Annotated in this window: 22 protein-coding genes; all 22 read right to left on the bottom strand. The window is 41.6% G+C overall.

The features are described 5' to 3' along the window. Window positions 1-31 precede the first annotated feature (31 nt). Window positions 32-340 (bottom strand): flagellar hook-basal body complex protein FliE, encoded by a 309-nt coding sequence (gene fliE / locus AC623_RS06085; protein WP_049661514.1) that lies wholly within the window; start codon window positions 338-340, stop codon window positions 32-34. A gap of 13 nt (window positions 341-353) precedes the next feature. Further along, window positions 354-812: a flagellar basal body rod protein FlgC gene (flgC, locus tag AC623_RS06080; RefSeq protein ID WP_049661512.1), complete on the bottom strand. Its 459-nt coding sequence runs from the start codon at window positions 810-812 to the stop codon at window positions 354-356. A 2-nt stretch (window positions 813-814) separates the two neighbouring features. Then, on the bottom strand, window positions 815-1,207 hold the full coding sequence (flgB, locus tag AC623_RS06075) for a flagellar basal body rod protein FlgB (protein ID WP_049661511.1): 393 nt from the start codon (window positions 1,205-1,207) through the stop codon (window positions 815-817). A 381-nt stretch (window positions 1,208-1,588) separates the two neighbouring features. Further along, window positions 1,589-2,368, bottom strand: a complete 780-nt coding sequence (codY, locus tag AC623_RS06070; protein ID WP_049661509.1) for a GTP-sensing pleiotropic transcriptional regulator CodY — start codon at window positions 2,366-2,368, stop codon at window positions 1,589-1,591. Between the two features lie 117 nt (window positions 2,369-2,485). Beyond that, a complete protein-coding gene (gene hslU / locus AC623_RS06065; protein ID WP_231603589.1) occupies window positions 2,486-3,880 on the bottom strand; it encodes an HslU--HslV peptidase ATPase subunit in 1,395 nt (464 codons plus the stop codon). Window positions 3,881-3,912: 32 nt separating this feature from the next. Beyond that, complete coding sequence (gene hslV, locus AC623_RS06060) at window positions 3,913-4,455, bottom strand: ATP-dependent protease subunit HslV (protein WP_049661505.1); 543 nt, start codon at window positions 4,453-4,455, stop codon at window positions 3,913-3,915. Between the two features lie 21 nt (window positions 4,456-4,476). Next, window positions 4,477-5,379 (bottom strand): tyrosine recombinase XerC, encoded by a 903-nt coding sequence (gene xerC, locus AC623_RS06055; protein WP_049661503.1) that lies wholly within the window; start codon window positions 5,377-5,379, stop codon window positions 4,477-4,479. Window positions 5,380-5,439: 60 nt separating this feature from the next. Continuing rightward, complete coding sequence (gene trmFO, locus AC623_RS06050) at window positions 5,440-6,744, bottom strand: FADH(2)-oxidizing methylenetetrahydrofolate--tRNA-(uracil(54)-C(5))-methyltransferase TrmFO (RefSeq protein ID WP_049661501.1); 1,305 nt, start codon at window positions 6,742-6,744, stop codon at window positions 5,440-5,442. Window positions 6,745-6,868: 124 nt separating this feature from the next. Next, window positions 6,869-8,953, bottom strand: coding sequence for a type I DNA topoisomerase (topA, locus tag AC623_RS06045; protein WP_049661500.1), 2,085 nt, complete (start codon window positions 8,951-8,953; stop codon window positions 6,869-6,871). Window positions 8,954-9,207: 254 nt separating this feature from the next. Then, window positions 9,208-10,005, bottom strand: a complete 798-nt coding sequence (gene dprA, locus AC623_RS06040; RefSeq protein WP_231603382.1) for a DNA-processing protein DprA — start codon at window positions 10,003-10,005, stop codon at window positions 9,208-9,210. A 213-nt stretch (window positions 10,006-10,218) separates the two neighbouring features. Then, window positions 10,219-11,121 (bottom strand): succinate--CoA ligase subunit alpha, encoded by a 903-nt coding sequence (gene sucD / locus AC623_RS06035; protein ID WP_049661497.1) that lies wholly within the window; start codon window positions 11,119-11,121, stop codon window positions 10,219-10,221. Between the two features lie 34 nt (window positions 11,122-11,155). Then, window positions 11,156-12,319, bottom strand: coding sequence for an ADP-forming succinate--CoA ligase subunit beta (gene sucC / locus AC623_RS06030; RefSeq protein ID WP_049661495.1), 1,164 nt, complete (start codon window positions 12,317-12,319; stop codon window positions 11,156-11,158). Window positions 12,320-12,543: 224 nt separating this feature from the next. Further along, window positions 12,544-12,816, bottom strand: coding sequence for an EscU/YscU/HrcU family type III secretion system export apparatus switch protein (locus tag AC623_RS06025; protein WP_049661494.1), 273 nt, complete (start codon window positions 12,814-12,816; stop codon window positions 12,544-12,546). After that, window positions 12,813-14,702: a hypothetical protein gene (locus AC623_RS06020; RefSeq protein WP_049661491.1), complete on the bottom strand. Its 1,890-nt coding sequence runs from the start codon at window positions 14,700-14,702 to the stop codon at window positions 12,813-12,815. The genes AC623_RS06025 and AC623_RS06020 overlap by 4 nt, the downstream gene beginning before the upstream one ends. A gap of 14 nt (window positions 14,703-14,716) precedes the next feature. Next, the gene (locus AC623_RS06015) at window positions 14,717-15,496 is read right to left on the bottom strand and encodes a ribonuclease HII (protein WP_442853560.1); all 780 of its coding nucleotides are present in this window, start codon (window positions 15,494-15,496) and stop codon (window positions 14,717-14,719) included. Between the two features lie 232 nt (window positions 15,497-15,728). Further along, window positions 15,729-16,586 carry a ribosome biogenesis GTPase YlqF gene (gene ylqF, locus AC623_RS06010; protein ID WP_049661489.1) on the bottom strand — a complete coding sequence of 286 codons (858 nt, stop codon included), beginning with the start codon at window positions 16,584-16,586 and terminating at the stop codon, window positions 15,729-15,731. Window positions 16,587-16,619: 33 nt separating this feature from the next. Next, entirely contained in the window at window positions 16,620-17,156 is a 537-nt protein-coding gene (lepB, locus tag AC623_RS06005) for a signal peptidase I (protein ID WP_049661487.1), read from the bottom strand. 124 nt (window positions 17,157-17,280) lie between these two features. After that, window positions 17,281-17,625 (bottom strand): 50S ribosomal protein L19, encoded by a 345-nt coding sequence (gene rplS, locus AC623_RS06000; protein WP_049661486.1) that lies wholly within the window; start codon window positions 17,623-17,625, stop codon window positions 17,281-17,283. A 126-nt stretch (window positions 17,626-17,751) separates the two neighbouring features. After that, entirely contained in the window at window positions 17,752-18,495 is a 744-nt protein-coding gene (gene trmD, locus AC623_RS05995) for a tRNA (guanosine(37)-N1)-methyltransferase TrmD (protein ID WP_156187104.1), read from the bottom strand. Next, complete coding sequence (gene rimM / locus AC623_RS05990) at window positions 18,495-19,013, bottom strand: ribosome maturation factor RimM (RefSeq protein WP_049661482.1); 519 nt, start codon at window positions 19,011-19,013, stop codon at window positions 18,495-18,497. Before rimM ends, trmD begins: the two co-directional genes overlap by 1 nt. Window positions 19,014-19,026: 13 nt before the next feature. Continuing rightward, window positions 19,027-19,407, bottom strand: coding sequence for a YlqD family protein (locus AC623_RS05985; RefSeq protein WP_049666312.1), 381 nt, complete (start codon window positions 19,405-19,407; stop codon window positions 19,027-19,029). Between the two features lie 639 nt (window positions 19,408-20,046). Continuing rightward, window positions 20,047-20,280, bottom strand: coding sequence for a KH domain-containing protein (locus AC623_RS05980; RefSeq protein WP_049661480.1), 234 nt, complete (start codon window positions 20,278-20,280; stop codon window positions 20,047-20,049). Window positions 20,281-20,282: the final 2 nt, after the last annotated feature.

Raw genomic sequence — 20,282 nt, 5'->3', positions numbered from 1 at the left:
TAATTCAAAGGGTGTTTCTATCTTTCTGCTTTTACATTTGCATTCTCATAACTTCCTGATAAGCTTCCACCGCTTTGTTGCGTACTTCCATTGTTAATTGCATAGCTATATTTGCTTTTTGCCCTGCAATTAATACTTGGTGAAGATCAACATCTTCTCCACGAATCAATTTATTAGTTAAGTTATTAGACTGCGCCTCTGCCTGGCTGACTTGATTAAGTGACTCTTTCAAAAAGTGGGCAAAGTTTTGCTGCGCCTTATAAGGTGTTGCCTCCGGCTTCATTTCAGCCCTCTCTGTTTTAAAAAAAGGTGTTACTCCTTGAATAGATTGAATAGCCATTTATTTATCTCCTTTACTTACCAATCTCTAGAGCCTTTGTCATCATGGATTTAGAAGCGTTAAATACCGTTACATTCGCCTCGTAGGAACGGGTAGCGGCCATCAAATCTACCATCTCACGCAATGGATCAACGTTAGGCATTTGCACATACCCTTCTTCATTGGCATCCGGATGGGTTGGATCATACACCATTTTAAAAGGTGTCACGTTATCATCGATAATCTTTGTGACCTTAACTCCGCTTCCTGCCCTACTATTTTCTCTTCCCATTGCCTGATTCAAATACGAAGAAAACCCGCTCTGTTGAGGTTGGAAAACGACAGATTTCCGTCGATACGGCTGCCACTCCCCATTTATCTGACGGGCACGGGTTGAATCCATATTGGCCATGTTGGAAGAAACAACATCCATTCGTAGTCGTTGGGCGGTCAAAGCTGATGAAGTCGTGTTCATACTATGGAACATGGACACTTTTATCTTCCTCCTTTAATAATGTTTGAAAGAGAAGTAAATTTACCGCTTATCCGATCAGCAAGAGCGTTATAATAAATTTGGTTTGTGGCAAGATCTGCCATCTCTTTATCTACATCGACACTGTTTCCATTCTGATTAAAGGAAAGGTTACGATTCGTCATAATAGCGGGATGGCTTGCACTTGAATGGAAGGAAAAATGACGAGAGTCAGTACGGTGAGCAGTTAATTCATTAGCCTTTGTTTCGTCAAAAATCTCCTTAAAGCTGACATCTTTCGATTTATAATTCGGTGTATCAGCATTTGCGATATTATTAGCGATTACTTTTTGCTTTAATGCCGAATAATCTAATCCCTTTTCAAGATTGCTGAATGAACCTGAAAATATCTTCATTTATCACCACTCCGTCTACATATATTAATAATATTTTCTCTTATAAACACGTTTTGAAACATTTTTTCCTCTATTTCCTTTATTTTAAAGAGAAAGCATCTTTTGCCCTAACTCTCTTTATTTTCAATCTCATGTTAGAAACTATAACATAAATCCTGTCTAAATTTCACGAAAGATTACGGTTTTGCGAATAAATTAATAAAATTTTAACTAAAATGACAAATATAGGCTTAAAGACTCATATAATAGAACAATTAGAATTCGTTCCCACACATTTAATCACAATTCCACAACAAGAAGCAAATGACAAACTTCCTATTTTGACAAAAAACAACAAAAAACCACCTGTCGAAAACAGGTGGTTTTTGCTTTATTATTACTTTAATTTGATTTTAGCTTTTCCAATTCCACTAAAAATTTATCGTTTAACACTTTGATATATGTGCCTTTCATCCCTAGTGAACGAGACTCAATTACGCCAGCACTCTCCAATTTCCGCAGCGCATTCACAATAACAGAACGAGTAATCCCTACACGATCAGCAATTTTTGAAGCAACGAGTAAACCTTCTTTTCCGTCTAACTCTTCAAAAATGTGCTCAATTGCTTCTAACTCACTGTACGAAAGAGAGCTAATGGCCATTTGGACAACCGCTTTGCTTCTTGCCTCTTCTTCAATTTCTTCTGTTTTTTCACGAAGAATCTCCATCCCTACGACAGTAGCACCATATTCTGCTAAAATTAAATCCTCATCGTGGAACTTCTCTTCTAAACGGGCAAGAACTAGCGTGCCAAGACGCTCACCTGCTCCTTTAATCGGTACGATAGTAGTATGGCCATTTCTAAACAGTTCTTTATTCTCAACCGGAAAGGCAGTGTATTCACTATCGACACCAAGATTTGAAGAGGTGTCTTCCAAATTAAATAGATTTTTTGTGTACTCTTCAGGAAATTGCCTTTCAGCGAGCATTTTTTTCATTCGCTCATTTTCAATTTGCTGGTTTACTCCAAAGCCAAGCAACTTGCCTCGACGGCTAACAACATACACGTTCGCTTCAATGAGACCTGACAGGGATTCTGCCATTTCTTTAAAGTTGACATGCTTGCCCGCCGCATCTTGAAGCAGCTTGTTAATTTTTCTAGTTTTTTCTAACAAATTCATGATTAAATCCTCCTACAATGACTGGTCTTCCTTTTACCGATCAATGCTTTTATTTTTCTCATTTTAAACTAATTCATTTAATTCCTGTTGTACCCTTCTATCCATCTGATTAAAACTTTATAAGATAAACTGGCTTACATCTTTATCGCGTGAAATAGCTTCTAGCTTTTCATTCACGTATTGCGGGGTAATCGTTATTTTCTCCATTGTAATATCAGGCGCTTCGAATGATAGATCCTCGAGCAGTTTTTCCATAATCGTATGGAGACGGCGCGCACCGATATTATCTGTGCTTTGATTCACTTCAAAGGCAATTTCTGCTATTCTTTTAATAGCATCGTCAGAAAATTCAATTTCTATACCTTCTGTTTCTAATAAAGCAATATATTGTTTTATTAACGCATTATCCGGCTCCACTAAAATACGAACAAAATCTTCTACCGACAGCTTTCCAAGTTCTACACGAATCGGAAAGCGGCCTTGTAATTCCGGAATAAGGTCAGACGGTTTTGACATATGAAAAGCCCCAGCCGCGATAAATAATACATGATCTGTTTTTAACGAACCATATTTGGTCACAACCGTTGAGCCCTCAACAATCGGCAGAATATCGCGCTGCACACCTTCTCTTGAAACACTAGCTGATGAGGAGGCGGCACCTTTAGCGGCTATCTTATCAATTTCATCAATGAAAATAATCCCCGTCTGCTCAGCGCGTCTAACAGCTTCTTGTGTCACATCATCCATATCAATGAGCTTTTGAGCTTCTTCATTTGTCAACGCTTCTCGTGCTTCACGCACCGATAATTTTCTCTTTTTCTTCTTTTTCGGTAACAATCCGCCAAGTGCATCCTGCATGCTCATGCCCATTTGCTCCATCCCTGATCCTTGGAACATGTCAAACATAGAAGGCGGCTGTTCCTCTACCTCAATCGTAACGACTTCTTCTTCCATATCGCCGCGCGCCAGCTTATCCGCTACAAGCTTTCTCTGTTCGCGAATAGAAGTTTCTTCATAAGAATCCTCTTGACTCGGTTGTTCCTGTCCACCGCCGCCAAATAACATTTCAAATGGGTTCTTCATATTATTTGCTTTTTTTCTTGACGGAACAAGCAATTCAACGAGCCGCCGATTAGCCGCTTCTCTTGCCGGCTCTTGTACAGACTGTATTCTCTCTTCTTTCACAATCCTTACAGACGTCTCTGCTAAGTCACGAACCATCGATTCTACATCCCGGCCAACGTAACCGACTTCTGTGAATTTGGTTGCTTCTACTTTAATAAAGGGCGCGCCTGAAAGCTTCGCAACACGGCGGGCAATTTCTGTTTTCCCGACCCCTGTCGGTCCGATCATCAATATATTTTTCGGGATCACTTCATCCCGAATTTGATCACTTAACAAACTGCGTCGATAGCGATTACGCAAAGCAACAGCAACCGCTTTTTTAGCCTCTCTCTGACCAACAATATATTGGTCAAGTCGTTCTACAATTTGTCTTGGTGTCAATTGCAATGATTTATTTTCCAAGCTTCTTCACTCCTTTACTAAAGTTCTTCAACGATAATCTGATCATTCGTATAGACACATATTTCTCCGGCAATCTCTAGAGCAGCCTTGGCAATTTCCCGTGCAGACAAATGATCCCCTGAATAAGTTTTCAAAGCACGGCCTGCAGCGAGCGCAAAGTTTCCGCCGGAGCCGATCGCTAAAATGCCGTCATCCGGTTCAATAACTTCACCTGTTCCAGAGACGAGCAGAATATTGGATTGGTCCATAACGATCAGCATAGCTTCTAAACGGCGCAACACTTTGTCAGAACGCCATTCTTTCGCAAGCTCTACCGCTGCACGCTGCAGGTTGCCGTTGTATTCTTCAAGTCTCGTTTCAAACAGTTCAAACAGCGTGAAGGCATCGGCAACAGATCCTGCAAAGCCCGCCAGTACCTTTCCATTAAATAGCTTGCGTACTTTTCTAGCTGTGTGTTTCATCACGACCGCATTTCCAAATGTCACTTGTCCATCTCCGGCCATCGCACACCCGCCTTTATGCTGCACAGCAAAAATGGTAGTAGCATGAAATTGATCCATAAATCTTGATTCCTCCTTTACTTACGCACGGGGATGATGAGTTAAATACGTCTTTCTTAAATGTTCTTTTGTGACATGAGTATACACTTGCGTAGAAGAAAGATGATCATGCCCAAGCAGTTCTTGCACTGTCCGTAAATCCGCTCCATTATTCAGCAAATGAGTGGCAAATGTATGCCGCAGCATATGAGGGTGAATTTTCCTTGTCAAAGAAGCTTTCTCAATCAACGTTGTTAAGATGTGCCGGATGCCTCTCGAAGTCAGCGGTTTGCCACGATGATTAACGAATAAAAAAGAGTGATGGTCTGTCGACTTCATTAAGAATTTTCTCGCAGTTGCTATGTATCGCTCGATTGCTTCAAGAGCAAAGCTTCCGAAAGGCACGTATCTCTCTTTATTCCCTTTTCCTTTAATAAGTAACACGGAAAAATCAAAATCAATATGTTTCATCTCAATTCCTGTGCATTCACTTACCCGAATGCCTGTTGCATAGAGCAGCTCAAGGATGGCTCTATTACGAATATCTAAAGGATCCTCTCCTTCACACACAGCAAAAAGCTCTTCCATCTCTTCTTCATAAAAAAAGGAGGGGAGCTTCTTTCCACCTTTTGACTGCTGCACGAGCGCAAAGGGATTTTCCGTTATAACCTTTTCTCTAGATAAAAAGCGAAAAAAACTGCGCATGCTAGAAACCCGTCTAGCGATAGTAGCACGGGACAATTGTTGGTCATGCAATGTTGTTAAATACAACCGTGCATCTAAATATTCTATTTCTTTTAAGTCCTCAATGCTTTGCTCACTAGTGAACTTAAAGAATTCTTCAATATCGTATCGATAAAATTGTACCGTATAATCTGAATAGTGTTTTTCAACCCGCAGGAACTCAATGAAACGTTGTAAATACTTATTAAAAGGTTCAGACATTTACACACCCCCTTAGGGCTACTAAATCTTATCATAATCAAGCAGCCCTTGCAAGAAAGTTTACAAACTTTTCACAAAAGTTTGAATTGTTTCTAATGCCCGTTGAGCATGAGCTTCATATCTTTCTTTCTTATTCCTTATTTTAACCGGGAGATCAGGAAACAAACCAAAATTAGCATTCATTGGTTGAAAGTTCTTGGCGTTTGTTGTTGTAATGTAATGAGCCATGCTGCCAATGGCTGTTTCTGGCGGAACCACTACCGGATCTTTTCCTAATGCCAGGCGTGCAGCATTTATCCCCGCAATTAAACCGCTCGCTGCCGACTCCACATAACCTTCCACACCTGTCATTTGACCGGCAAAAAATAACTGATTGCGTTCTTTAAACTGATAAGTTGGATTCAATACTTTTGGTGAATTAATAAAGGTATTGCGATGCATCACACCGTAACGAACAATTTCTGCTTGTTCAAGACCAGGAATCAACTGCAAGACCTCTTTTTGCGGACCCCATTTTAAATGTGTTTGAAAACCGACGATATTATAAAGCGTTCCTGCTGCATCGTCTTGTCGCAATTGTACAACTGCATAAGGTCTTTTGCCCGTTTTAGGATCTTCCAATCCTACAGGCTTCATTGGCCCAAATAGCAATGTCTTTTTCCCACGGCTTGCCAACACTTCTACTGGCATACAGCCTTCAAAGAAAATTTCTTTTTCGAATTCTTTGAGGGGAACAGTTTCTGCTGAAATAAGCGCTTCATAAAACTTATCAAATTCCTCTTCTGTCATCGGACAGTTTAAGTAAGCAGCTTCTCCCTTATCGTAACGGGATTTTAAATAGGCTTTATTCATATCTATGCTGTCTTTTTCAATAATAGGAGCCGCAGCGTCATAAAAATATAAATAATCCTCTCCCGTTAATTCTTTCAGCTTTTCAGATAACGCTGCACTCGTCAGCGGACCTGTCGCAATTACGGTAATCCCTTCAGGAATCTCCGTTACCTCTTCATTAAATACCGTCACATTCGGATGATTTTTCACCCGTTCTGTTACCTGACCAGCAAACTCGTGGCGGTCAACAGCAAGAGCTCCTCCCGCTGGAACAGAACAATGATCAGCAGCAGAAATGATCACTGAATTCAATGTTCTCATTTCTTCTTTTAATACGCCGACAGCATTCGTAAGTGCATTCGCCCGTAATGAATTGCTGCAGACAAGCTCAGCAAATTTATCTGTATGATGAGCCGGTGTTTGTTTAACTGGCCGCATTTCAAATAGACGTACCTTTATACCCCGTTCAGCAATTTGAAATGCTGCTTCACTTCCGGCTAGGCCTGCTCCGATCACATTAACGACTGGTTCCATTGTTTTCAGCCTCCTCATAAATAATGGTACGTACATCTATGTCCCTAAAGCATTGTACAACAGACGTTCGCATAAAAAAAGTATTATGTGCGAAAACAAGTAAAAAAGCGGGGATATCCCGCTTTTACACTTGTGTTTCTTCCTTATAATCGCATCCTGTGCATTGAATTTGCACGCCTTTTTTCAATTTTTTCTCGACGAGCATCTGTTCACATTTTGGACATTTTCGTTCAATTGGTTTATCCCACGATAAAAAGTCACATTCTGGAAAACGATCGCACCCATAAAAAATTCGCCGTTTCTTACTTTTTCTTTCTATTATATTTCCTTCATTACACTTTGGACATTTCACACCGATTTCTTTTACAATCGCCTTTGTATTTCGGCAATCAGGAAAATTACTGCAAGCCATAAACTTTCCGTAACGGCCCATTTTAAAAACCATTGGGCTGCCGCAGTTTTCGCAATCTTCTCCTGCCGGCTCGTCTTTAATTTCTACCTTTTCCATTTCTTCTTCTGCTTTGACTAAGTGCTTCTCAAATCCTTGGTAAAATTCATCGATGACTTCTACCCATTCAACTTGTCCATCTTCTACATTGTCTAAGTCTTTTTCCATTTTTGCCGTGAACTCCACGTCAATAATATCTGAAAAGAACTCCACCATTAGCTCATGGACAATCTCACCTAGTTCTGTTGGGATAAATCTCTTATTATCAAGAGCTACATAACCGCGTTTTTGAATCGTATCGAGCGTAGGGGCGAAGGTAGACGGACGGCCAATACCAAGCTCCTCAAGTGTTTTGACGAGTCGTGCTTCTGTGTAGCGGGGTGGCGGCTGAGTAAAGTGCTGCTTTGGATCAATTGTTTCTGTTTGAACGTTTTCCCCTTTCTCTAGACTAGGCAGCTGCTTTTCTTTCTCTTCCTGACCGTCATCCGATCCTTCTATATATACTTTCATAAACCCTTGGAATTTCACTTTCGAACCGGTAGCTCGAAACGTAATCTCACCGTTTGCAAGATCTGTACTAACCGTATCTATAATGGCTGCTGACATTTGGCTAGCAAGGAAGCGTTCCCATATGAGCTTATAGAGTCTGAGTTGGTCCCGTGACAAAAATTCTTTTAACATACTAGGTTCTTTTAGCACACTGGTCGGTCGAATGGCTTCATGTGCATCCTGGGCATTGGCTGCTTTTTTCTCTTTTTTCGCTTTTGCCTCTGCCTCTTTCGTATATTCTTTCCCATGGACAGATTCGATAAATTCACGAGCCTCTTTTTGGGCAATCTCTGAAACCCTTGTAGAGTCTGTTCTCATATACGTAATCAATCCGACTGTTCCTTCTTTGCCAAGATCAATTCCCTCGTATAATTGCTGGGCGAGCATCATCGTTTTCTTTGCCCGGAAGTTCAGCTTACGAGCTGCTTCCTGTTGAAGCGAAGAAGTCGTAAATGGCAATGCAGGATTTCTTCTTCTCTCTTTCTTTGTGACACTCGCGATTTCAAAGTGATTTCCCTTAATAGCTGACAGAATCTCTTTTACTTCTTCTTCCGATTTTAAGGCTGTTTTCTTTCCGTTTTTTCCATAAAATGATGCCGAGAAGGACTCTGTTCCTTTTAAAAATTGTGCTTCAATCGTCCAGTATTCTTCCGGCGTAAATTGATTAATCTCTTTCTCACGGTCAATAATAAGCCGCAAAGCAACTGACTGCACACGTCCCGCACTTAGTCCTTTCTTTACTTTCTTCCAAAGAAGCGGACTGATATTGTAACCGACTAGCCGGTCTAAAATACGGCGTGCTTGCTGAGCGTCGACAAGATCCATATTAATTGGTCGTGGATGCTTGAAGGATTCCTTAATCGCATCTTTCGTAATTTCATTAAAGACGACACGGCAATCGGATGACGTATCCAGATCTAAACTATGAGCTAAATGCCAGGCGATCGCTTCCCCTTCTCTATCAGGGTCAGCTGCCAGATAGATTTTTTTGGCCTTTTTAGCAGCTGTCTTTAATTCCTTCAATACTGGCCCTTTTCCGCGAATGGTAATATATTTCGGTTCATAGTTATTTTCTATATCAACACCCATCTGGCTTTTAGGCAAGTCGCGTACATGCCCCATGGATGCTTTTACTTTATATTTTTTCCCCAAATAACGTTCGATTGTTTTCGCTTTTGCAGGGGACTCGACTATTACTAAGTATTCTGACATGCATAAACCTCCCCCTAGAGGTGAAAATAAATAGATGTAACACACATTATTAGCCGGTTTGATGACAATTGTCAATCAATTGGTGTTTTAATTATGTTTTTCTATTTGTTTTTCTCTATTCACTAAAAGTATTTTTTATCCTTTTATTTCATTGATTCTTTTGCAAAATTTAATACAGTTTGCGAATAAAAGCAACCTTTTTTTTATAAAAGAAGGAAAATCGTTTGACTTTTCTTTAACATTTCCCTTCATTATTACATAATTTCTGATAAAATATCTTCGCTTGTCTGCACTAACTTTGCTCCCTCGCTGATTAATTCATTCGTTCCTTGAGACAACGGATCGTCGATTCTTCCCGGCACACAAAAAACTTCCCTCCCTTGCTCTAAAGCACAGTAAGCAGTAATTAACGAGCCGCTTTTCTTTCCCGCTTGTACTATAACAGAACCAACTGATAATCCGCTAATAATTCGGTTTCTAGCAGGAAAGTGCCATCTTTCCGGCTTTGTATCCGGTGGATATTCCGATAAAAGCAGACCCGATTTTATAATTTTTTGTGCTAAAGGAATGTTCTCTCTAGGGTACAAGTGTTGAAAGCCTCCCGCTATGACAGCTATTGTTTCTCCTTTGTTAGCCAACGCTTCCTCGTGAGCAAAAGTATCTATTCCTTTGGCAAGCCCACTGACGACGACACAGTCATTCTGAATAAGGCTTGGCACTAATAATCGCACGGACTTATGTCCATACTCATTTGCTTTTCGTGCCCCTACGATGGCCACTTTTCGTTCTCGAGTAAGCAAAGCCGGGTTCCCCGCTGCATAAAGAATCCAAGGAGGCTGAGGCAATGTTTTTAAGAGGGCGGGATAAAAAGGGCTATAAATAGGGATAGCCACGATCCCCTGGCTTTCATATTTACTAATCAACGGCTGGATTATCTGTTCTCTTAACTGTTCCACAACAGCGGCAGATTGTGAGGAAGGAATGGCAAGTGTGTTGGAGAGATACGCAGAGGAATATTGATAAAGGTTTTTAAGATCACTCTCTTGTTTCAAAAGCAGATAAATTGCTTTCCAACCAATACCGCGGCAGTGTTGCAAATGAATAATTTTCTTTGTTAATAGATCCAGCTTTAGTTCCTCCTTTTCATAAAAAACGCTATTAATAATGAATGTTCCTCGGCCCTTCTATCAACTATAAAAAAGACTGTCCCGAATGCCTTTTTTACTGCTTTCGGGACAGTCTCTTCGTTGTATAGTCAGGCAAAATTAATGAGTTTTACACTCGTCATAAATGCCCTTTTCTTTGATGACTTCGATCAATGTTTCGCCCATAACAGATGGAGTTTCAGCTACTTTAATGCCGCATTCGTTCATAACACGGATTTTTTCGTCAGCTGTTCCTTTTCCGCCAGAAATAATCGCACCAGCATGGCCCATGCGTTTTCCTGGAGGTGCTGTACGGCCGCCAATAAAGCCAACAACAGGTTTTGTCATATTTGCCTTTACCCATTGTGCTGCTTCTTCTTCAGCTGTTCCGCCGATTTCACCGATCATAATAACCGCTTTTGTTTCTGGATCTTCATTGAATGCTTTTAATACATCAATAAAATCCGTACCGTTTACTGGGTCTCCACCAATACCAACAGCTGTTGACTGGCCAATTCCAGCTTGTGACAATTGATGTACTGCTTCATAAGTCAATGTACCGGAACGGGACACAACGCCAACGTGTCCTTTTGTGTGAATGTAACCAGGCATGATACCAATTTTACACTCACCAGGTGTAATGACTCCTGGGCAGTTTGGTCCAACTAAACGAGTTTTCTTACCTTGCATGTAACGCTTTACTTTTACCATATCTAATACTGGAATGTGTTCAGTAATACAGATAACAAGTTCAAGTTCTGCATCTACTGCTTCTACAATTGCATCTGCAGCGAATGGAGCCGGAACATAAATTACAGAAGCATTCGCACCTGTAGCTTTTACTGCATCACTAACAGTATTAAACACTGGTACACCTTCTACTTCTGTTCCACCTTTACCAGGTGATGTACCACCAACGATTTTTGTACCGTATTCTAGCATTTGTTTTGTATGGAAAAGAGCTGTTTTACCAGTAATACCTTGAACGATTACTTTTGTGTCTTTATTAACAAATACACTCATGCCTATACCTGCCTTTCTCTGGTCAACTCCGGGATTATTTGCTTACAAGCTCAACGATTTTTTGTGCGCCGTCAGCCATAGACTCAGCTGCAACAATGTCGATATCAGATTCACTTAAGATTTTCTTACCTAACTCAACGTTTGTTCCTTCTAAGCGAACAACAAGTGGTACAGATAAGCCAACTTGCTTCGCTGCTTCTACTACACCAGTAGCAATGATGTCACACTTCATGATTCCACCGAAAATGTTAACGAAGATTCCTTTAACGTTTTCATCGGAAAGAATAATTTTAAATGCTTCTGTTACTTTTTCAGCTGTCGCGCCGCCGCCAACATCAAGGAAGTTAGCCGGATCGCCGCCGTAATGTTTAATAATATCCATTGTTGCCATAGCAAGGCCTGCCCCATTAACCATACAGCCAATGTTGCCGTCAAGAGAGATATAGCTTAAATCATATTTAGAAGCTTCGATCTCTTTTGGATCTTCTTCTTCTAGATCGCGGTATTCCATAATGTCTTTATGGCGATATAATGCGTTAGAATCAAAGTTGATTTTCGCATCAAGAGCCATAACATTGCCATCACCTGTTACAACAAGCGGGTTAATTTCAGCGATAGAAGCATCTTTCTCAATAAATGCTGTGTAAAGCCCCATCATGAATTTAACTGCTTTGTTTACAAGCTCTGCTGGAATGTTAATGTTGAAAGCAATACGACGAGCTTGGTAAGGCATTAAGCCAGTTACTGGATCGATATACTCTTTGAAAATTTTCTCCGGAGTCGCTTCCGCTACTTCTTCAATTTCCGTTCCGCCTTCTTCTGAAGCCATTAATACGACTTGAGAAGTAGCACGGTCTAGAACAAGACCTACATAATATTCTTTTTGAATATCGCAGCCTTCTTCGATCAATAAACGCTTGACTTCTTTACCTTCTGGACCAGTTTGATGAGTGACAAGCGTTTTACCTAAAATTTCTTCAGCATATGTACGCACTTCATCAATATTTTTTGCAACTTTAACTCCGCCCGCTTTTCCGCGGCCGCCTGCATGAATTTGCGCTTTTACGACACAAACGTCCGTGCCAAGTTGTTTTGCTGCTTCAACTGCTTCTTCTACTGAAAAAGCAACTTTACCGTTTGGAACGGCTACCCCGTAACTTCTGAGGATTTCTTTACCTTGATACTCATGGATATTCATACTCCATCCTCCTATCAATCTCAAAAAAAGTAGACTGCGTTTCCATTGTATATAAGATCGGAATTTCTGTCTAGATGTTGAACTTAATTTTGTTATTGTTCGGCTTTTTTATAGAATTTTGCAATTATTTAAGCGTTCGTAAGCGCTTTTTATGGAAAAAATGGTTGTTCTTTCGCAGTCCCTTCTATACAATACCCTGCCCTCATATGATAAACCTCATTCACTTATTTTTTCGATTGGTCCAATCTATAAATGAAGGCAAATACTTCCGCTACCACCTGATATAGCTCTTCTGGAATCGATTCGTTAATTTCCAGCTTTCCTAACAGTTCGACAAGACTCGGGTCCTCTTGAATAGGAATATTATGTTCTTTGGCCTTTTCAAGAATATTATCGGCTACTTTTCCTTTCCCTTTGGCAATCAATACCGGTGATTGGTTCTTTTCCGGGCGGTAAGAGAGCGCTGCCGCCTGTTTTCTCTTCGCCTCTTTATTCATATCCGGATGTCCACTCCCTCATAAGACGGCGCTTCCATTGCTCTTACAAGTGCAGGCTGCTTGTTTTTTTGCGGTTGCTTAAACTGCACACTGGATAGTTGATATCCCTTTTCTTCTATGCCTGTTTTTAAAGCAGGTATCAGAGCAGCAGCAGCCGCTTTTAATCCCGGTGTCCCGTTAAATACTTGTAATTGAATGACTCGGTTTTGCACCTGCATATCAATAACCGTTTCTTTTATATGCTCGAGTTCTAAATAAAATAGCACTCGGCAAAAGTTGGAATCAAGCTTGCCGTCCTCTGTTTTTTTTCCTGACCATTGTAAGGTCATCTCCGTATGAAACCCGAATAAATTCATCGGCACCTGCATAATTAACTGCTGCAGTGGCCCATTTTCTGTAGACAACAGAGGCTGGACATTCATTCGTCCTAGCAATTGTTCAGCAGACTCTCTCACGTGAACAGGTATATTCTCGCTAAGAAGGCGGAGAAGCTGCGGCTTTATCATTTTCTCTAATTCAGCTTCCACAGGCTTACTTGACCCGAGTTTTCCTTCTAAATCTACTCCTAATAATTGAAAGGTATCTTTGATGATAGAATGAGCTTCTTTAGCTGTTAGAGGAAACGGCCGATCATTTTCCAAAGCGAGAACAATTTGTTGAAAAAGGATATCCTTTTTCGAAAGCGATGCTAATGGCGAAGCGTGAAGAGTGGCTGTTTCATTTTTAACGACACGGATCAATTCCTCTGCTTCTTTGTTAAAGAGGGAGGACAATTGACGAATTGCTTCCTGGGGCTGATCGTGTTGAATGCTCACTTTAGCCGCAGTTTTGAAAATAGCAGCTAACTGTTTATTGTTAAGGTCCTTGCCCTTGAGAGCGTCCACTAACGTCTTAATTTCAGCAAGCAAAGGCTCAATATCCGTTTTTCCCGCTGCTCTCGCATGAGTAGACAGTACCTGTTCTAATTTCTGCAAAGACTCTTTGCTCATTGGCTGCTGGATCAATGAGCTAAGCGCTTCTTTTAAAGGCACCTCTTTAGGACTGGAAGGCAGCTGGTTTGCTGCTTCCGCCTGGACCCCTTCTCTTCTCTTCCATTGACGCATGATTTGAACAAGAGACTCCTCTATGGTTTCTGCGGTCTCCGGTATAATTCCCCACGATTTAACTAAATCCAAAGCTGCTTCCTTAGAAACCGACATTTTTTCCGGCAAAAATAGCTGCTTCATCACTTCAGCCATGATTTTCTGAGTCGTATGTTTTTCCAGCGGCGTCTGCCATTCTTGCAATAACTTTGTTAAGGCAGCGGCCGAGGCTGGAGGCCGTTCCATTTGCTGAAGCTTCGCAGCCAGCACCTCGGTTAATTGGCTAAGCGGCGCTGGAGAATGAGCTGTCACCAAAGGCTGAAACACATCTTTAGTCATTGGCAAAGATAGCTTGGCCATCATTTTGATGACTTGTAATCCTTCCGTTAGTGGTGCCTTTGCCAGCCACTCCCCTGCTTTAACAATCAATTCCTTCGTTAAAGGAATTTTTTCTTTCATCATCATTTCCACAAACGCTTTATTCTCTTTTGTTAGCGGCAACGATAACTGTAGCAACAAGTCCTTGGCCATCTTTGCTATACTTTCGGATAACGCCATTGGGGATGTAATTACCTGCAGCTGTACCCCTTCATTCGTTGATGTGACCCGGAACCAATATCGTTCCCCTGATTGAAGAGGGACTTCCAGTTTGGCAATCATCGTTGTCGTTCCAGTTGAAAGTTCAGCCATCCCATTCGGCAGCATCTTGACAACTTTAGCAGGAAATATTTCTCCTTCTCGTAATTGCGCTGTTTTCTCTTTGCCAATCAGACCTTGTGCTAATGCTGCTTGCTGAATAATCACGTTATTCACCTCCGTTACTTTTTCTTTTGCTGTTCCATTTCTTTGATCGGAGAAAAACTTTTTCGGTGAATCTCACACGGGCCGCTCGCATTCAGTCCCTCCAAATGTTCTGCTGTACCGTATCCCATATTTTTTTCAAAAGCATATTGCGGATAACGATGAGCGTACTCCATCATTAACCGGTCCCTCGTTACCTTTGCGACAATAGAGGCTGCTGCGATAGATACACTTTTGGCATCCCCCTTAATAATAGACGTCTGCGGGATTGGTGCAGGCAGTTTCATCGCATCAATCAGTAAATGTTCCGGTGTTTGTGAAAGACCTGCGATAGCAGCTTGCATGGCTCTTTTTGTCGCCTTGTAAATATTGATTTCATCTATTTCTGAAGCAGTAATGATTCCAATACCTACGTCTGCGTTTTCCATTATTTCGTTATAAAAATATTCTCTTTTCGTCTTGCTGAGCTTTTTTGAATCATTAATGCCTAACAATTCGAGGTCTTTTGGCAGTACAACCGCTGCTGCTACAACCGGTCCCGCGAGCGGTCCTCTCCCTACTTCATCGATTCCCGCTATGTAATGTATCCCCTGCTCCATAAGCTTCCGCTCTTCTTCGAGCATTTGTTCATAGTGTAATTGCTCTTGCTTTCGCTTGTTCTGCAGACGGTACCATTGGGAAATAGCCTGCTGAACTCCTTTCCGGGGATCTTTCAGCCATTCTTGAAACTGCGGATGATCTTCTGTATTAATTTTTTTCAACTCATTTTTAATAGCACTTACTGAATCGGACATGATGAACTCCTTTTATTCACTTAATTGGCTAACTATTTAATATATCATTTGAATTTTGCACATATTGTTTCTATATAAAAAATTTCATGCTTCCTCATTTTCAAAATCCAATGGTATGAACTAACTCCTCAGCACTCTAATTCTCTATTGAACTAATTAGACAGTCTTCGCTTTTCTTCTTATATCGGCCTTTTTCAAATAAAATAAAGACCCTAGAATAGGGCCTTCATCGCTGTTAATTAGTTTGTTCATCCGGAAAGTCAAATGTTAGTTTTCCAAGTTTTTCTCCCCGGACATCGCGGATAATAACATCCGTTGTTTTATCATAATCAATTTCACCACGTCCAGCATAGCAGCCACGCAGTTTGCCGATGGCATTAAAAAGATCGATGACGTCCTCTGGGATCTCATCAAGATCGTACCGTTCTTGTAGACGATCCGGGTAGCGAGTTTCTAAAAAACGAAGAGCAAAAACAGCTACATCTTGTAAATTAAGGATCGTATCCTTAATAGCTCCTGTTAAAGCAAGCTTATAACCTGTTTCCTCGTCTTCGAATTTCGGCCAGAGAATACCGGGTGTATCAAGAAGCTCCATCTCTTTTCCTGCTTTAATCCACTGCTGAGCTTTTGTTACGCCAGGCATGTTGCCCGTTTTGGCGATATTTTTTTTAGCCAATCGATTGATTAGCGTAGATTTTCCTACGTTTGGGATTCCGACGATCATGGCCCGAATAGCCCTTGGCTTTATACCTCTTGATTTCATGCGGTCAAATTTTTCTTTTAAAATTTCCTTCGCTGCTTTGTGAATAGCTGCAAGACCACTGCCGGCATGGGAATTAATAGCTAAAGCCGGAATACCTTCTTTTTTAAAATACGCCAGCCAACGGTTTGTGACCGCTGGATCTGCCATATCGGCTTTATTTAAAAGGACAAGCCTAGGCTTTTGTTGAATGATTTCATCAATCATCGGGTTTCGAGAAGAAATCGGCAGGCGAGCATCAACTAATTCAAAAATGATGTCTACTAGCTTTAGTTTTTCTGTTACTTCCCTTCTTGCCTTAGCCATATGGCCGGGAAACCATTGAATTGTCACAGCTTCCACCTCCGTTCTATCCTAGATACACTTTTAATCCACTAGTCGTATTTTATTTAACGGCCAGAAGACAACACTCGTATCGCCTACTACCTCGTCAATCTTGATGGTTCCAATATGGCGGCTGTCTTTGCTGTACAGGCGATTATCTCCGAGTACAAAGATCTCTCCTTTAGGCACCGTTTCCTCTCCTGTAATATCCTGTAAGGTAAAGTCAGGCGTAAGCGGTCCCGGTTCTTGCTCTTTATATTCGTCTAAATAAGGCTCTTTATAATATTTCCCGTTAATATATAGTTTATCATCTTTATACTCCACCTTATCACCCGGAAGACCAATCACACGCTTTATGTAATCTTTATGTTCAGGGGCATGAAATACAACGATATCAAAACGTTGAGGTTCTCCTAATTTATTGACAATCATCCAGTCCCCGTCATTTAAGGTTGGCATCATTGACTCTCCATCGACAACGATGGGTGCAATAATAAAGTATCGAATGATTGCTGCCAGCCCGATGGCTATCAAAAAAGCTTTTGTCCACTCCCAGAATTCATTTTTTTCCTTTGCCAAATTCGTCACCACCTAATTTAGTATGTCACTATCATATCATTTTGGGCATCATTGAGAAAAGCAAGGAACTCTTTCATTTGAAAAAGGAGCTTGTCTCCAAGCTCCTCTCACAACATAACTATTATTAACGAATTTCTTTAATACGAGCTGCTTTACCGCGAAGGTTACGCAAGTAGTACAATTTAGCACGACGAACTTTACCACGGCGAGTTACTTCGATCTTTTCGATCTTCGGTGTGTGAAGCGGGAAAGTACGTTCAACGCCTACGCCGTAAGAGATTTTGCGAACTGTAAATGTTTCGCTTACTCCACCGCCGCGACGCTTAATGACAACCCCTTCAAATACCTGGATACGCTCACGTGTACCCTCAACAACTTTTACGTGTACGCGTACTGTGTCTCCAGGACGGAAAGCTGGAAGATCTGTGCGAAGTTGTTCCTTAGTAAGTTCTTGAATCAATTTGTGCATATTATTCCTCTCCTTCTAACCGATGCTCAATACAACTTTTTATAAAGTCGCAGCGGAACACCGTTGTAATGGGCTTGGACCTTGTCACAAACCACGAAAAAATTTTATCACATTTAAAACAACAAATCAAGAATCTCTTTCTTTTTCCCACTCTGTTAACCATTTTTTCTGCTGATTTGATAAAGGATAATCCTCTAGCAAATCCGGGCGTCGTTCCCACGTCCGGCGTAAGGACTCTTGCTCTCTCCACTCCTCGATTAATCGATGGTTTCCAGAAAGCAGAACGTCCGGCACTTTCAAACCGCGAAATTCAGCCGGTCTCGTATAATGTGGATGCTCAAGCAGCCCTGATGAAAAGGAGTCAAGTACAGGAGACTCCTCGTTGCCTAATACGTCGGGCAAGAGACGGACGACACTGTCTGTAATGACCATGGCGGCTAGTTCACCACCTGTTAAAACAAAATCGCCAATGGAAATTTCGTCTGTGACGAGCTGCTCGCGGATCCGCTCATCATATCCTTCATAATGACCACAAATAAAAATAAGGTGCTTCTCTGCTGCTAGTTCCTCCGCCTTCTTTTGTGAATAGCGTTCTCCCTGCGGACACATTAAAATAACACGTGGAGCTGGCGAAGGGGAAGATGCCTTTGCCTGTTCTACAGCGTCGAATACAGGCTGCGGTTTTAGTACCATTCCTGCCCCGCCCCCATATGGATAGTCATCAACCGTCTTATGCTTCCCCTCCGCATACTCCCGAAAATTGATCACATTGTATTCCACTTTTCCTTTTTCAGCTGCTTTTTTTAATATGGAAGAGTGAAGAACACCTTCAAACATCTCAGGAAAAAGAGAAAGAATATCAATCTTCATCATGATAATAATCCTTCCATTGGTTCAATAAAGATGAGTTTTTCTTTGATATCTACTTTCTTTACAATCTGTTCAATGTACGGGATATAATAGTCCTTTCCATTCTTCCCTTTAACGACCCAGACATCATTGGCTCCTGGTGTCAGAATTTCAGTTACTTTTCCGATTTCTTCTTCCTCTATAGTTTTGACTACACAACCAATGATTTCATGAAAGTAATATTCGCCTTCATTCAGTTCTCCAAGCTGTGACTCTTTTATTTTAAGCAGTCCGCCCTTAAATGGCTCGACCCTATTTAAACCGTCAAACCCTTCAAAGGTAAGTAAATCAAATGACTTGTGCTTACGGTGGGATGCTACAATAAGTGGCTTGCCTTCCATTTCGCCAGGCATAAACAAGTACAGTGTATTGCCTACTGTGTATCGTTCATCAGGAAAGTCTGTTCGCGAAATCACTCTCACTTCACCGCGGATTCCATGTGTGTTAACAATTTTTCCTACGTTAAACCATTTTTCCATTCTTGATTCACCTCTAACGAATCTCCACAACAATGCCATCTTTGATGACGATTGTTTTTTCTGTTTCTTCCCAGCGGTCACCGATGCTTACATCGATCAGCGCTTGTACTTCTTTTTCTTTTAACTCACTGCCAAGAGGAAGAATATCTAATTGGCTTTGTTGAAATTCCAAGTTCTCCATCTTTTGCCGCCGCTGCTCCATCTCTTTTTGAAAAAAGCTGGCTTTCTCCTGATGGCTGCTTTTTTGCTGTCTTTCTGTTTTTTTCAATTCAAAGCGTAATTGCTCATATTCTTTTTCAAGCTGGCTTTTTTTATCCTGATAAGATGAAAGCAACGATTGTTTCAGTGTCTCTGTTAATACTTGTTTCACGACTACTGTCTGCAAAATCTGCATGCCTTCGCCTTCCTTTCTATGCCAGATACTTCCGCTTCGATACACACGACGTGCTAGTGAGGGCGCTGCGACACGATGTCGCGCCTTTAGCCTTTGTTTCTCTTTATCTTTATCTAGCTGCAGCGGCCAGCCCATACGGTGGTTTCGGTCTCTCTGTCGGAGTCTGAAGAACGACTCCTTGTCGAGCCCTCCAACCTCCTATCGGGCTAATCGGACCGCTTCCGCTTTTCTTCTATCTAGCTGCAGCGGCCAGCCCATACGGTGGTTTCGGTCTCTCTGTCGGAGTCTGAAGAACGACTCCTTGTCGAGCCCTCCAACCTCCTATCGGGCTAATCGGACCGCTTCCGCTTTTCTTCTATCTAGCTGCAGCGGCCAGCCCATACGGTGGTTTCGGTCTCTCTGTCGGAGTCTGGGGCACGACTCCTTGTCGAGAGCTCCAATCCGCTATCGTGCTGAGCGAGCGCCTTCCGCTTTTCTTGTTGTCCAGCTTCGCCTCCCTGGGGCTCGAGGTCATAAGCCGATCTGGCTGTGTGGCTGAAGAACGCCACTTCGCCATTCGTCTTATGCTTGTCGCCCCAAAGCAGTCGGCTCCGCTTTTCTTGTTAAAAATTTATATGAAAAAAGGGAGGTTATCCCTCCCTATTCGGCTATTTCTACATACACTTTTTTCTGATGGGCGGCGTTGGCCGCCGCTGTTATAATAGTTCGAACGGCCTTAGCAATCCGGCCATGCTTCCCGATGACTTTTCCAATGTCTTCCGAATGAAGAGATAGACGATACACAATCTTGCTTTCTTCCGCTTTCTCCTCCACGGCGACTTGTTCAGGGTAGTCGACAAGTGGTTTAACAATTGCTAAGATTAACTGTTCCATTT

Origin of the sequence: Bacillus sp. FJAT-27231 (genome assembly GCF_001183975.1) — a bacterium.
GTDB lineage: Bacteria > Bacillota > Bacilli > Bacillales > Domibacillaceae > Pseudobacillus > Pseudobacillus wudalianchiensis.
The sequence above is the reverse complement of the archived record's forward strand: the minus strand, read 5'-3'. Positions and strand labels throughout refer to the sequence as shown.

Excerpts from the sequence above, each read along its gene's own strand:
- sucD (WP_049661497.1), bottom strand. The coding sequence starts at position 11,121 with ATGAGTGTATTTGTTAATAAAGACACAAAAGTAATCGTTCAAGGTATT.
- trmD (WP_156187104.1), bottom strand. The coding sequence starts at position 18,495 with ATGAAGATTGATATTCTTTCTCTTTTTCCTGAGATGTTTGAAGGTGTT.
- flgB (WP_049661511.1), bottom strand. The coding sequence starts at position 1,207 with ATGAAGATATTTTCAGGTTCATTCAGCAATCTTGAAAAGGGATTAGAT.
- AC623_RS06025 (WP_049661494.1), bottom strand. The coding sequence starts at position 12,816 with ATGAATAAAGAGGCGAAGAGAAAACAGGCGGCAGCGCTCTCTTACCGC.
- AC623_RS05985 (WP_049666312.1), bottom strand. The coding sequence starts at position 19,407 with ATGCAGATTTTGCAGACAGTAGTCGTGAAACAAGTATTAACAGAGACA.
- xerC (WP_049661503.1), bottom strand. The coding sequence starts at position 5,379 with ATGTCTGAACCTTTTAATAAGTATTTACAACGTTTCATTGAGTTCCTG.
- hslV (WP_049661505.1), bottom strand. The coding sequence starts at position 4,455 with ATGGATCAATTTCATGCTACTACCATTTTTGCTGTGCAGCATAAAGGC.
- AC623_RS05980 (WP_049661480.1), bottom strand. The coding sequence starts at position 20,280 with ATGGAACAGTTAATCTTAGCAATTGTTAAACCACTTGTCGACTACCCT.
- trmFO (WP_049661501.1), bottom strand. The coding sequence starts at position 6,744 with ATGGAACCAGTCGTTAATGTGATCGGAGCAGGCCTAGCCGGAAGTGAA.
- fliE (WP_049661514.1), bottom strand. The coding sequence starts at position 340 with ATGGCTATTCAATCTATTCAAGGAGTAACACCTTTTTTTAAAACAGAG.
- rimM (WP_049661482.1), bottom strand. The coding sequence starts at position 19,013 with ATGGAAAAATGGTTTAACGTAGGAAAAATTGTTAACACACATGGAATC.
- topA (WP_049661500.1), bottom strand. The coding sequence starts at position 8,953 with ATGTCAGAATACTTAGTAATAGTCGAGTCCCCTGCAAAAGCGAAAACA.
- rplS (WP_049661486.1), bottom strand. The coding sequence starts at position 17,625 with ATGCACAAATTGATTCAAGAACTTACTAAGGAACAACTTCGCACAGAT.
- sucC (WP_049661495.1), bottom strand. The coding sequence starts at position 12,319 with ATGAATATCCATGAGTATCAAGGTAAAGAAATCCTCAGAAGTTACGGG.
- codY (WP_049661509.1), bottom strand. The coding sequence starts at position 2,368 with ATGAATTTGTTAGAAAAAACTAGAAAAATTAACAAGCTGCTTCAAGAT.